This window comes from Streptomyces sp. GSL17-111, from assembly GCF_037911585.1.
Taxonomy (GTDB): Bacteria; Actinomycetota; Actinomycetes; order Streptomycetales; family Streptomycetaceae; genus Streptomyces.
The window spans coordinates 2,268,148-2,280,598 of sequence record NZ_JBAJNS010000001.1 but is presented as its reverse complement, the minus strand read 5'-3'; the positions used below and the strand labels follow the sequence as shown (position 1 = coordinate 2,280,598).

The window sequence follows — 12,451 nt, the reverse complement described above, 5'->3', positions numbered from 1 at the left end:
GGGGGCCGCCGTTCGGGTCAGGGGGAGCGTGTCAAAAGGGACAAAATAATACATTCATTCTTAATCTCTTCCTGCGGTTCCATGACGGACCGCTCCGCCTCAGCCGGTCGCGCGGCACGAGCCGCACCCGCCCTTGGCGGGTGTGTCGTTCTGCCCGAACCACGGAGGAGCCATGCGTGTAGCCGTTACCGGGGGCGCCGGATTTCTTGGATCGCACCTGTGCGAGGCGCTGCTGCGGCGCGGGGACGAGGTCGTCTGCGTGGACGACCTGTCGACCGGTCAGCCCGAGAACCTCGCCGCGCTGGCGGCCGACCCGGCCTTCACCTTCCTGCGCGCCGACGTCAGTGCGGCCCTGGACGTGCCCGGCCCGCTCGACGCCGTCGCCCACCTGGCCAGCCCCGCCTCGCCGCCCGACTACCTGCGGCTGCCGCTGCACACCCTGGCCGTGGGCAGCCGGGGCACGGAGAACGCCCTGCGCCTCGCCGGGCGGCACGACGCGCGGTTCCTGCTGGCCTCGACCAGCGAGGTCTACGGCGACCCGCTCGTGCACCCGCAGGACGAGAGCTACTGGGGGAACGTCAACCCCATCGGCCCGCGCAGCGTGTACGACGAGGCGAAGCGTTTTTCCGAGGCCCTCGCCCTCGCCCACCACCGCACCCACGGCGTCAACGTGGGCATCGTGCGGATCTTCAACACCTACGGCCCGCGCATGCGCCCCCACGACGGCCGCGTCGTCTCCAGCTTCATCACTCAGGCCCTCAGCGGGGAACCACTGACCCTCTACGGCGACGGCAAGCAGAGCCGCAGCTTCTGCTACGTCGACGACCTCGTGCGCGGCCTCCTCGCGATGCTCGACGCCGACGAGCCGGGGCCCGTCAACCTGGGCAACCCCGTCGAGCTGTCGGTCGCCGACCTCGCCGACCTCGTACTGCGCCTCACCGGCTCCGACGCGCAGGTGCACCACCACCCGCTGCCCGTCGACGACCCCGTCCGCCGCCGCCCCGACATCACACGGGCCGAGCAACGCCTCGGCTGGCACCCCGAGGTGGGCATCGAGGACGGCCTGTGCCGCACCGTCGCCTGGTTCGCCGCCCGGCCCCTGGACGTGGCCGCCGGAGCGGCGGCGATCCGGGGGAGCCAGCAGGACGCCACCCGGCACGCCCCCGACCCCGCGGCCGCGTCCCCGCGCTGACGCCGGCCCATGACGCCCCCACGGCACCGTGTCGCGGCCCGGTGCCAGCGACGGAGCACGCTTCCATGACGCAGGCAGAATCCGCCCTCCTCGCGCAGGCCACCACGTCCGCGCCGCCGTCGACCATGCCGCAGCCCGCCGACGCCGGGGACTCCCTGCGCGACCAGCTGCTCGGCCTCTCCGACGGCGGCGTCGTCGACGTCGGGCCGGACGGTCCCGTCCTCGGCCGGCCGCGCCGCCGCCTGCGGACGCGTCCGAGCAGCTTCGTACGGGTCCTCACCGGCACGACCCGGGTGAAGGCGATGCTCCTGTGCCTCGCCTGGGTGCTCGCCCTCGGGTGGTTCTGGAGCTGGTGGCTCCAGCCGGACCACCGCGTCGGCTGGGTGGGCCTGGTCGTCAACAGCGCGCTGCTGCTGTACCTCGCGGTGATGCCGGTGCACTTCGTCGTCTCCGTGCTGCGGCTGCGCCGGTTCGACCCGGGGACCGGCGTCCCGGCCCTGCGGACGGCGTTCGTCGTCACGCGGGCGCCGTCGGAGGACTGGGACATCGCGCGGGCGACGCTGCGGGCGATGCTCGCCCAGGACTTCCCGCACCCCTACGACGTCTGGCTCTGCGACGAGGACCCCACTCCCCGCATCCGCCGCTGGTGCCGCAGCCACGGCGTCCGCCTCTCCTGCCGCAAGGGCGTGGCCGCCTACCACCGCGACACCTGGCCGCGCCGCACCCGCTGCAAGGAGGGAAACCTCGCCTACTTCTACGACCACTGGGGCTACCGCGACTACGACGTCGTCGCCCAGCTCGACTGCGACCACGCGCCGCGCCCCGGCTACCTGACGGAGGTCGTCCGCCCCTTCGCGGACCCGGCCGTCGGCTACGTCGCCGCCCCCTCGGTGTGCGACACGAACGCGGACGCGTCGTGGTCCGCGCGGGGACGGCTGCACCGCGAGGCGCTCTTCCACGGCCCCGTCCAGCTCGGCCACTCGGCCGGTCTCGCACCGGTGTGCATCGGCTCCCACTACGCCGTCCGCACCCAAGCCCTGCGGGACGTCGGCGGCCTCGGGCCCGAGCTGGCCGAGGACTTCACCACCACGTTCCTGCTGAACTCGGCTGGCTGGCACGGCGCGTTCGCCATCGACGCGGAGGCACACGGCGAGGGGCCGATCACGTTCTCCGCGATGGTGACGCAGGAGTTCCAGTGGTCCCGGAGCCTGACGGTGGCGCTGCTGGGCCTGCTGCCCCGGCACCTGGCCCGGCTGCCCCGGGTGCTGCGCGTCCGCTTCACCCTGGTGCTCGTCTACTACCCGCTGCTCGCCGTCACGACGACGGCCGGGCTCGCGCTGCCTCCGGTGGCCGCCGTCACCGGAATGGCCTGGATCAACGTCAACTACTTCGCCTTCCTCGCCCACTTCTGGGTGATGTCCGGCGCTCTGATCCTCCTCGCCCTGCTGCTGCGCCGAAGCGGGCTGCTGCGTCCGCCCGGCGCGCCCGTCGTGAGCTGGGAGGGCTGGCTGTTCGCCCTCGCCCGCTGGCCGTGGGTGGCCTGCGGCGTCGGCGCGGCGGTGCTGCAACGGCTGCGGCCCCGGCGGATCGTCTTCAAGGTCACGCCCAAGTCGCGCGACGGACTGGAACCCCTGCCGCTGCGCCTCGTCGCCCCCTACCTGCTCATCACCGTCACCCTGGCCTCGGCGGCGGTCGTCGGCGAACTCACCGGTCCGGCGGCGGGCTACGTCTTCCTGTGCATGCTCGGCGCCACCTCCTACGCCGTCCTCACCCTGGCCGTCGGGTGGCTGCACGTCACCGAGACCGCACGGGCGGCCGGGGTGCGGCTCCGGCGCGCCCTCGGCACGGCCGCGCTGCCGCTGCTCGCGGGCACCCTCGCCCTGCTGCCGCTCGCGCTGGCCTACGCCCTCTACCCGGCCTACCTCGTAGGCGTCTTCGGCCCCGACCTCCTTCCGCAGGTCGGAGCCCGGTGACGTCGTCCGGCCCCCGCCCTTCCGGAAGGAACGCCCGTATGCCCCGCACGGTCCTGGTCACCGGTGGCGCCGGCTTCATCGGCAGCCACACCTGCGTCGAACTGCTCGCCCACGGCTACGACGTCGTGGTCGTCGACGACCACTCCCACAGCTCGCCGGTCGCGCTGGAGCGCGTCGCGAAGATCGCCGGACGCCCGCCCACCGCGTCCTACGTGACGGACGTGCGGGACCGGGCGGGCCTGGACGCCGTCTTCGCCGCCCACCGCGTCGACGCCGTCATCCACTTCGCCGCGCGCAAGGCGGTGGGGGAGTCGGTGCGCATGCCGGTCGCGTACTACGACACCAACGTCGGCGGGACGACCGCGCTGCTCGGCGCCATGGAGCGGCACGGCGTCTCCCGGCTCGTCCTCTCCTCCTCCTGCTCCGTCTACGGGGACGGCCCGGCGGGCGCCGGCGCGCCGGGCCCGCTCACCGAGACGGACCCGGTGGCCCCCACCAACCCCTACGCCACCACCAAGCTGCTGTGCGAGCGGATCATCGGCGACGTCTGCGACCGGCTGCCCGAAGCCTTCAGCGCCTTCGCCCTGCGCTACTTCAACCCCGTCGGAGCCCACCCGAGCGGGCTGCTCGGCGAGGACCCGCGCGGTGTGCCGGACAACCTCATGCCCTACCTCGCCCAGGTCGCCGTCGGCCGCCTCGACCGACTGCGCGTCTTCGGCGACGACTACCCCACCGCCGACGGCACGGGCGTCCGCGACTACCTGCACGTCATGGACGTCGCCGAGGGACACCGCGTCGCCCTGGAGCACCTCGACGACGAGGCGGGCCTGCGCGTCCTCAACCTGGGCACCGGCACCGGCACCTCCGTGCTGGAACTGCTCGCCGCCTTCTCCGCCGCGTGCGGCCGGCGGCTGCCGTACGAGATCACCGCCCGCCGCCCCGGCGACGTCGCCGCGCTCGTCGCCGACCCGGGGGCCGTGCGGCGGGCGTGGGGCTGGTCCGCCACCCGGGACGTCGCCGCCATGTGCCGGGACGCCTGGCGCTTCCAGGACCTCAACCCCTCCGGCTACCCGGACTGACCGCGCACCGGGGCGAACCGCTCACCCGTCCCGACCACGCCGCGCGGCCAGCGCGCCGAGGGGCGGCGTCGCGCCCAGCTGCCTCCCGGCGAAGTCGACGCGGCCGGGGTCGACGCCGAGCGCCGCCGGGTCGACGGCCGCGCCCGCGAGGTCCGCCGCGCAGCGCGGGGTCAGCAGCCCGGCGGCCCCCTCCGCCTCGGTGACGGGCGTCGTCACGGCGGCCAGGCACGGGTCGGCGTCGGTGCCGGTGTCCGCACCGCCGCGCCGCTCCTGGCCGCTCGCCCCGCGCCAGGCGTCCAGGGCGGTGAACGTCTCGCCGCCCCACCGCAGCCGCCAGCCGTCGGCGGCGTGGTAGGCGTTGCCCTGGAGGGTGACCTCGGCGGGCTTGAACCCCCGGTCGGCGCCGACGAGCGGGGCGCCGTCGGTGACGAGGATGTTGTTCTGGACGCGGACGCGGTCCAGATCCTCCTGCAGCCGCAGGGCCGGCGCCGCGACCGGACCGTTCGCGCGCATGACGACGGTGTTGTGGTGCACGTCCAGGTCGCTCAGGCGCAGGCCGTAGACGACGATGCCGCCGTAGACCTCCAGCTTGTGGGCGTCGTTCGCGCTCAGGTTGAAGCGCAGGACGTTGTCGCGGTGGGCGCCCGTGGGGCGGCCGGAGTAGACGAGGTAGCCGGGGCCCTCGTTGCCGAAGGACAGGTTGTACTGCACCACCGTCCGCGACACGTTGTTGTCCAGCCCGAAGCCGCCGCCGTCCACGCGGGAGCCGGTGTGGTTCCCGTGGGAGACGTTGTGCTCGATGACCAGCCCGGTGGCGTCGTAGGCCCAGATGCCCTCCGGCCCCTCCTGGGCGTCGGGGGAGGAGCGGGCGCCGTTGCCGTGGGCGACGGAGTCCGCGATGCGCCCGCCGCGCACGCTGCCGAGGATGACGCCGCTCCCGGTGTTCCGGTCGTCCGCCGTCGGGTCACCGGTGTTGCCGTGCGCGCGCACCCCCGTGACCGTCACGTCGTGGTGGGCGTAGGCGGGCTCGTCGGCGTCCAGCGGTGGCCCGCTGGTGACGAGCCCGGCCTCCAGGTTGCCGTGCAGCACCGAGTCGGCGACGCGCACGTCCCGGAAGCCCACGCCGCGCGGGGCGCCGACGCCGACGCCGTTGCGGAACCCCGAGACGTCCACCCCCGTGAGCGTCACCCCGGCGAACCGCTCCCCGCGCGACGCGTCGCTGAACAGGTGGACGCCGTCGTGCTCCCGGCGCGCCCGCGCGTCCCCGCGCAGGACGAGGTCGCGCACCTCCACGCCGCCGGTGCCGTACACCGTGACGCCCGCCGAGCCGCTCGCCCGCAGCGTCGCCCGGCCGCTCCCGTAGGAGTCGATGACGACCGGCCTGCGCGCGTCGCCCGCCTCCCCCCGCGCGATGTCCAGCCCGCCCCGGAACCGGGCGCCGCCCTCCAGCCGCAGCCGGTCGCCGGGGCGGTACTTCACCTCGTCGGCGCGGCCGAGCGTGCGCCAGGCGTTCTCGGGGGACAGGCCGTCCGCGCCGTCGTCGCCGTCCGGGCTGACGTAGTACGTGAACCCGCCCGCGCTGTTCTTCCCCGGCGGCGCGTAGGGCTCGGGCAGCGAGCAGCCCGAGGGGAGCGCGAGGAGGCACGCGAGGCCGCCCGTCGCGCCGAGGGCCGACCAGCTCCTCCGGAGCCCCATCCGCATGTGCACTCCCTGACCGGCCGTGGGGACGAAACGGTGAAACGGTGAAACGGTGAAACGGTGGAACGATGAAACAGGGCAAAGACTGCCAGAAGGGTCGGTGGGTGGGCCCGCATTCACCCGAAGGGCGGCGTCAGGCGGGTGGCGTCAGGCGGATGGCGTCACGGGGTCCGCCTCGGGGACGCGCAGCGCCAGCACGGCCGTGTCGTCCTGGCCCGCCTCGGGGCGGAAGTCCGCCAGCGCCGCGCACAGTTCCGCCAGCGGGGCGCGCGCCAGCGGCCCGGCCGCCGTCTCCAGCGCGCGCAGCCCCTCGTCCAGCGACTCCCCGCGCCGCTCGACCAGCCCGTCGGTGTACAGCACGAGCGTCGAACCCGGCGGGACGGCCAGCTCATGGTCCGGGCGTGGCTGCGCGACGTCCACGCCCAGCGGCAGGCCGGGCTCGCCCGACAGGACGTGCGCACTGCCCGCCGGGGAGATCAGCAGCGGCGGTGGGTGCCCCGCCGAACTCCAGCTCAGCCGCCGCTCCCCGTCCCCGTCCCGCCACACGCGGGCCAGGCAGGCGGTCGTGACGGGGAGGTCGGTGATGGCGTGGAGCGTCCGGTCGAGCGTGCCGAGCACCGTGCTGGGCGGCTTGCGCCGCTCGTACAGCAGCGCACGCAGCATGTTGCGCGCCTGCGCCATGGCCGCTGCGGCGTACACGTCGTGCCCGACGACGTCACCGATCACGACGGCGCACGAACCGTCCGGCAGCGGGACCGCGTCGTACCAGTCCCCGCCCAGCCGGTTTCCCGGAGCCGCCGCCGGCCGGTACACCGCCCGGGCCTCGTACGGCGCCAGGTCCGGCAGCCGGGGCAGCAGCAGCCGCTGGAACAGCTCCGCGCTCGCCCGCACCGACGCGAACAGCCGCGCGTTGTCGATCGCCACCGCCGCCGCGCTCGCCAGCGCGACGAGCACCGCCTCGTCGTGCTCGTCGAACGGCAGACCGTCCCGCCGGTCCGTCAGGTACAGGTTCCCGTAGACCTGGTCGCGCACCCGGATGGAGACGCCCAGCAGCCGACTCATCGGCGGATGGCCCTCGGGGAAGCCCACCGACTCCGGGTGGGCGGCGATCGTCTCCACCCGCAGCGGCTCCGGGTGCCGGATCAGGTGACCCAGCAGCCCGAGTCCGTGCGGCAGCGGCACGCCCGCCAGCGCCCGCTCCTCCTCCTCGCTCAGCCCGACGGGGATGAAGTCCGCCAGCCGCTCACCCGTCTCGTCCAGCACCCCCATCGCCCCGTATCGGGCGCCCACCAGCTCCTGCGCCGTCTTCAGCAGCTCCCGCAGCAGCGACGGCAGCTCCAGCTCCCGGTTCAGCGCCAGGAACGCGTCCAGCAGGCCGTGGAAACGCTCCTGCGCCCGCGTCAGCGACCTGACGCGCTCCGCAATGTCCTCCAGCTCCTGGTCCGCCTTCGACCGCAGACGCCTGAAGGACTCCGATCCCTGTGCCGCCATGGCTCTTCCCTAGCACGCGCACCGGCACACGTCCGCACGCCACCACCGGGACCGCCCGGATAGCGCGCCGTGCGGGCCGTGTGGTGTGCGGGCCGCCGATCGGCGCGTCAGCGCGCGGGCGGCAGGAACTCCGGCTGGTCGAGCACGCGCAGCCAGCTGCCGTCCGGCTGACGCCGGACCACCTGGGCGCGGGCGCCCGCGCCGTCCCTCGGCGGCGTCGCGGTGAGGGCGACGTCCCCGCTGACGAGCGTCGGCAGCGGCGCCTCCGGCTCGAAGCGCGGCGCGTGCGCCAGGACCTCCCCCCACAAAGCGCGGATCGCCGCCCGGCCCACCGTCGTCCTGCCCGGCGGGTAGGCCATCACCGCGTCCTCCTCGTACAGCGCCGCGACGCCGGCCGCGTCCCCGGCGTTCGACCGCTCGACGAACAGGCGGGTGAGGTCCTCGGGCCGCATGGCCTTCTCGTACTCCGGCACGGTGTCCTCCTGGGTCGGGTGGGGTCGCGGGATCGGTACGGCGCGGGATCGGTACGCCGTGCCTCCAGCGTGGGCGCGGGCCGATGAGAAGTCCAACAGATGATGGAGATGGCACCTAGCATTCCCGGTTATGGAACTGAGGCAGCTGGAGTACTTCGTCGCCGTCGCCGACGAGCGGAACTTCACCCGCGCCGCCGCCCGCGTCCACATCAGCCAGTCCGGCGTCAGCGCCCAGGTCCGTCAACTCGAACGGGAGCTGGGGGCCGACCTGTTCGACCGCTCGGCGCGCACCGTCACCCTCACCGCCGCAGGCCGCGCGGCGCTCACCCACGCCCGCGCCGCGCTCGCCGCCGCCGAGGCGGTCGGCGAGGCCGTGAGCGAGGTGACCGGCCTGCTCCGGGGACGGCTCACCCTCGGCATGGTCATCGGCTGCACCGTCACGCCGCTGTTCGACGCCCTCGCCGCGTTCCACCGCGAACACCCCGGCGTCGAGCTCTCGCTGCGGGAGGACCACTCCGACCGGCTCGTCTCGGACGTGCGCTCCGGCGCCCTCGACGCCGCCCTGGTCGGCTCGGCCACGGCCGCACCGGAGGGGCTGGAGGCGCTGACCGTCGTCAGCGAACGGCTCGTCACCGCCGTCCCTCCGGACCACCCCCTCGCCCGGCTGCGGCGCGTCACCCTGCGCGACGTGTGCGTTCACCCGATCGTGTGCCTACCGCCCGGCACCGGGGTGCGCACGGTCTTCGACCGCGCCTGCGCCGCCCAGGACCTGCGCCCCGCCGTCCCCCTCCAGGCCGGTGCCGCCGACGCGGTCGCCGACCTCGCCGCCCGGGGGCTGGCCGCCGCCGTCCTCAGCGCCTCCATGGTCCACAGCCAGGACGACCGCCTCGTGGTCCGGCCGATCGCCGACGCCGACACCCCCGCGTACCTGTCCGTCGTCTGGCGCGCGGCGCACGGACCCGCCCTCCGCGCCCTCCTCCGCCACGCCCACCGCGCCTTCCCCCGGCCGCCCGGCGCGCTGTGAGCCCGGATACCGACACACCCCACGGGTACGGTCGGGCCCATGGACATCGCTGAGCTCCTGGAGCTGGAGCATCGTGGTTGGCAGTCGCTCTGCGACAGCACCGGCGGTGACTTCTACGGGCGGTTGATGACCGAGGACGGCGTCATGGTGCTCGCGCACGGACACGTGCTCAGCCGCCAGGACGTCGTCGCTTCGCTCAGCGACGCGCCGCCCTGGCGGACCTACGAGATCTCCGGGGAACGGCTCGTCCCGCTGAGTGAGGACTCCGCCGCCCTGGTCTATCGCGGGCGGGCGTACCGGGAAGGCGCGGAGCCGGCGTTCACGGCACTGATGTCGAGCGTCTACGTGCGGCGGGGCACGGGGTGGGCGCTGGCCCTGTACCAGCAGACGCCCGTGCCCGAGTAGCCGAACGCGTCCGGCGCCGCGCGCAGTTCGGCGCGGCGCGGGGTCAGCGGGCGTCGCGGGCGTCGCGGGCGGTGGTGAGGAGGGTGCGGGCGGCGGCGCGGGCCTGGTGGGCCGCGGTGGCGTCGCCGGTGAGGGCGGCGGTGGCGATGGCGCCGTCCACCAGGAGCGCGAGCTGGGCGGCCAGGGCCCGGTGGTCGGCGACGCCGAGGGGCCGGGTCAGCCCGGCCAGGTAGGCGTGGAGGGCCTGCTTGTGCTCCCGGGCGGCCAGCGCGACGTCGTCGGCGGCGGGGCCGAGTTCGCCGACGGCGTTGACGAAGGCGCAGCCCCGGAACCCCGGCGCGGTGAACCACGTGTGCAGCCAGTCGAAGACGGCGAGGGGGGCGGCGTCCGGCGTGGCGGCGTGGGCGGTGACGTGGTCGGCCAGCTCGGCGCGCCAGCGCGCGTCCCGGCGGCGCAGGTACGCCGCGACGATCTCGTGCTTGGCGCGGAAGCACCGGTAGACGCGTTTGAGCGGCAGCCCGGAGGCCGCCCGCAGCTCGTCCATGCCGACGGCCTGGATGCCGCGTGCGTAGAACAGCGACTCCGCGGCGTCGAGCAGCCGGGTGCGGGCCGTGTCGTCGTCGGTCATCGGGGCCTCCTGGCGCAGAGAACGTGCGTTCTCTAGAGTAGGGGCAGCGCGGAGAACGACCGTTCTCCGCTCAGGGAGGGAAGTCGCCATGGAAGCACGTCCGCCGCTGCCGCCGTTCGACGAGGCCGGCGCCCTGCGCAAGGTGCGCGCCGCCGAGGACGCCTGGAACACCCGCGACCCGGAGCGCGTCGCCCGCGCCTACACCGAGGACTCGGTCTGGCGGAACCGCGACACGTTCCTGCGCGGCCGGGAGGAGATCGTCGCCTTCCTGAGGGCCAAATGGGACCGCGAGCTCGACTACGCGCTGCGCAAGGAGCTGTGGAGCTTCGGCCCGCAGCGGATCGCCGTCCGCTTCCAGTACGAGTGGCACGACGCGGCGGGGCAGTGCTGGCGCAGCCACGGCAACGAGATGTGGGAGTTCACCGCGCAGGGCCTGATGTCCCGCCGGGAGGCCAGCATCAACGACGTCCCGATCGCCCGGCAGGACCGCCGCATCCTCGGCCCCCGCCCCGCCGACGAGGACCGCACCCCACTCCCGCTCCGGTAGGCACCCGGACCGCACGACGGTCAGCGCGGCAGGCTGATGCCGAACGCGTCCCCGTGCTCGCCGTCGTCCCAGCCGAGGTCGCCCTCGGCCAGCGCGGTGGCCGACTCCAACTCCCCGGGCCGCACCTTCACCACCGTGACGGTCCCGGCGGCGTTCCCGGGCGCGCCGATGAGGGGCTCGTCGCGTCCGTCGCCATCGGTGTCCAGAGCTCCCACGGTCCAGCCGAAGTGGTCGGCGGTGGCGACGACTCCGGGCACGCCGTCGACGTCCTGGTCGATCCAGACACCGCCGCCGGCGGTGATGCCACCGGTCGAATTGCCGAACATCACCAGGGCCGCGCCGGAACCGGTCGCGGAGCCGATGGCCTCGCTGCGCATGCCGATGACGAGGTCGTCGACGCCGTCCCCGTCGAAGTCCCCGGCGGCCAGCGAGGCACCGAAGTAGTCCTCCTCCTCGGGGGCGCCGGGAATGCCGGGGCTGTCCTGGTGGAAGACGTCGACATCCTCGTGGCGGTAGCCCTCCTCGTCGGCGTAGAGGACGGCGACGCTGCCCGCCGCCCCCTCCGCGCCGACCTTCTGGTCGGAGACGCCGACCGCGAGGTCGAGGTAGGGGTCGTCGTCGAAATGGCCGAGCGCGAGGGCGCTTCCGGAGAACTCGCCGATGCCGTCGATGTGCGCGGAGTCGATGTAGGAGCCGTCGGAGGGCCCTGCGTCGTCGAACGGGCCGAAGAGGGTGTGGATCGAGCCCCGGTCGGAGCTGCCGCTGATCTGCTCGCCGAGGGTGGTGACGACGAGATCGTCCGCGCCGTCGCCGTCGACGTCGCCGATGGCGAGCTGCTCACCGAAGCGGTCGCCCTCCTCCGGGACCCCGGGCGCGTGCGGGCTGTCCTGGTCGACCCACAGGGCCGAGTCGGCCCGCAGGCCGTCCGCCGACCCGAACAGCACCTTGACCGAACCGGCGTTGGCCTTGCCGTCCGCGGAGTCCAGGGGCTGGCCGACGGCCAGGTCGTCGTAGCCGTCCCCGTCCAGGTCTCCCGCCGCCAGGGAGTAGGCGAAGAACTCGTCCCAGCCAGCCGCCCCCGGAACTCCCGGCGTGTCCTCGTGGAATGAGCCGGTGCGGCTGTCGTACACGCCGTCGGCGCTGCCATAGAGGATGGTCAGATAGCCCGCGCCCTCGGTGTCCCCGATCGCCTCCATGGGAGCGCTGACCGCCAGGTCGGCGTAGCCGTCGGCGTCGAAGTCGCCGCTGGCGACGACCTGCCCGAAGCTGTCGTCCGGTTCGGCGTCGCCGGGGACTCCTGGGGACTGCTGGTCGATCCGGACCGAGTCACTCCCCGGGCCACTGCCGGACCCGTTGGCCACAAGGAGGGAGCCCGCATTGAGGTGACCGTTGACGGTGTTCCCGGGGAGCCCGACCGCCAGGTCGGCGATGCCGTCTCCGTTCACGTCGTAGGGGATGGCCCGATCCGGCTGCCCGCCGACCAACGCGGCCGTCACGGTCACCGTCGCGGCGCACGCCAGCAGGCCGCCGGCCAGGAGCCATCTCCGGTTCCCGGTCGGGAGCGCCGCCGTCAACTTGGCCATGGGTCCCTCTCGTCGGGGTGAGTGGATGTGGCAGGCAGGCTAGACAGACGGACATCTCGACTTGATCACGCCTCCGTGGTCCCCCGGAGTGGGTGTGACGGCTTTCGCCACCCGCTCAAGAACCCGGTGAACGGGTGCCGTTGTGACGTGACGGGGTCCGCGCTGTACGCCACTGGTGGGTGTGCACCGGTGACCGTTCGTTACCGAGCCGTTGTCGTGACCCTGCCTGAACGGCCTCTCCATGATCTAGCGTGTTCGGCGTTCGCGGTTCGGTACGGACCTCGAACGTGTCGTCGTTTCACCTGAGAGCCGGTCACCACCTCGCGTGGGACCGGCTTTGTCGTAACCGCCGCCTGAG

The 12,451-nt window shown here is 74.1% G+C and carries 11 protein-coding genes; 6 read left to right on the top strand and 5 right to left on the bottom strand.

Annotated elements, in window-relative coordinates:
- Positions 1 to 172 precede the first annotated feature (172 nt).
- From V6D49_RS09855 to galE, 3 genes are all read left to right on the top strand, one after another.
- The gene (locus tag V6D49_RS09855; RefSeq protein ID WP_340558870.1) at positions 173 to 1,192 is read left to right on the top strand and encodes a UDP-glucuronic acid decarboxylase family protein; all 1,020 of its coding nucleotides are present in this window, start codon (positions 173 to 175) and stop codon (positions 1,190 to 1,192) included.
- A 65-nt stretch (positions 1,193 to 1,257) separates the two neighbouring features.
- The gene (locus V6D49_RS09850; protein WP_445330496.1) at positions 1,258 to 3,165 is read left to right on the top strand and encodes a glycosyltransferase family 2 protein; all 1,908 of its coding nucleotides are present in this window, start codon (positions 1,258 to 1,260) and stop codon (positions 3,163 to 3,165) included.
- A 38-nt stretch (positions 3,166 to 3,203) separates the two neighbouring features.
- A complete protein-coding gene (gene galE / locus V6D49_RS09845; RefSeq protein WP_340558869.1) occupies positions 3,204 to 4,244 on the top strand; it encodes a UDP-glucose 4-epimerase GalE in 1,041 nt (346 codons plus the stop codon).
- Positions 4,245 to 4,265: 21 nt separating this feature from the next.
- Here the strand turns inward: galE and V6D49_RS09840 are convergent, their stop codons facing one another.
- The 3 genes from V6D49_RS09840 to V6D49_RS09830 all read right to left on the bottom strand — a co-directional run bounded on the left by V6D49_RS09840 (position 4,266) and on the right by V6D49_RS09830 (position 7,906).
- On the bottom strand, positions 4,266 to 5,945 hold the full coding sequence (locus V6D49_RS09840) for a right-handed parallel beta-helix repeat-containing protein (RefSeq protein ID WP_340558867.1): 1,680 nt from the start codon (positions 5,943 to 5,945) through the stop codon (positions 4,266 to 4,268).
- Between the two features lie 144 nt (positions 5,946 to 6,089).
- Complete coding sequence (locus V6D49_RS09835) at positions 6,090 to 7,433, bottom strand: PP2C family protein-serine/threonine phosphatase (protein WP_340558865.1); 1,344 nt, start codon at positions 7,431 to 7,433, stop codon at positions 6,090 to 6,092.
- Between the two features lie 107 nt (positions 7,434 to 7,540).
- Positions 7,541 to 7,906 (bottom strand): YybH family protein, encoded by a 366-nt coding sequence (locus tag V6D49_RS09830; RefSeq protein WP_340558863.1) that lies wholly within the window; start codon positions 7,904 to 7,906, stop codon positions 7,541 to 7,543.
- Positions 7,907 to 8,036: 130 nt separating this feature from the next.
- On the opposite strand from V6D49_RS09830, the gene V6D49_RS09825 reads away from it, so the two are divergent.
- On the top strand, positions 8,037 to 8,930 hold the full coding sequence (locus V6D49_RS09825; protein WP_340558861.1) for a LysR family transcriptional regulator: 894 nt from the start codon (positions 8,037 to 8,039) through the stop codon (positions 8,928 to 8,930).
- Positions 8,931 to 8,969: 39 nt separating this feature from the next.
- A complete protein-coding gene (locus tag V6D49_RS09820; protein ID WP_340558859.1) occupies positions 8,970 to 9,335 on the top strand; it encodes a nuclear transport factor 2 family protein in 366 nt (121 codons plus the stop codon).
- Positions 9,336 to 9,378: 43 nt separating this feature from the next.
- Here the strand turns inward: V6D49_RS09820 and V6D49_RS09815 are convergent, their stop codons facing one another.
- Positions 9,379 to 9,963 carry a TetR/AcrR family transcriptional regulator gene (locus tag V6D49_RS09815; RefSeq protein WP_340558857.1) on the bottom strand — a complete coding sequence of 195 codons (585 nt, stop codon included), beginning with the start codon at positions 9,961 to 9,963 and terminating at the stop codon, positions 9,379 to 9,381.
- 88 nt (positions 9,964 to 10,051) lie between these two features.
- On the opposite strand from V6D49_RS09815, the gene V6D49_RS09810 reads away from it, so the two are divergent.
- Complete coding sequence (locus V6D49_RS09810; protein WP_340558856.1) at positions 10,052 to 10,510, top strand: nuclear transport factor 2 family protein; 459 nt, start codon at positions 10,052 to 10,054, stop codon at positions 10,508 to 10,510.
- A 20-nt stretch (positions 10,511 to 10,530) separates the two neighbouring features.
- Here V6D49_RS09810 and V6D49_RS09805 read toward each other — a convergent pair whose 3' ends face one another.
- Complete coding sequence (locus V6D49_RS09805) at positions 10,531 to 12,093, bottom strand: FG-GAP repeat protein (protein ID WP_340558854.1); 1,563 nt, start codon at positions 12,091 to 12,093, stop codon at positions 10,531 to 10,533.
- Positions 12,094 to 12,451 lie beyond the last annotated feature (358 nt).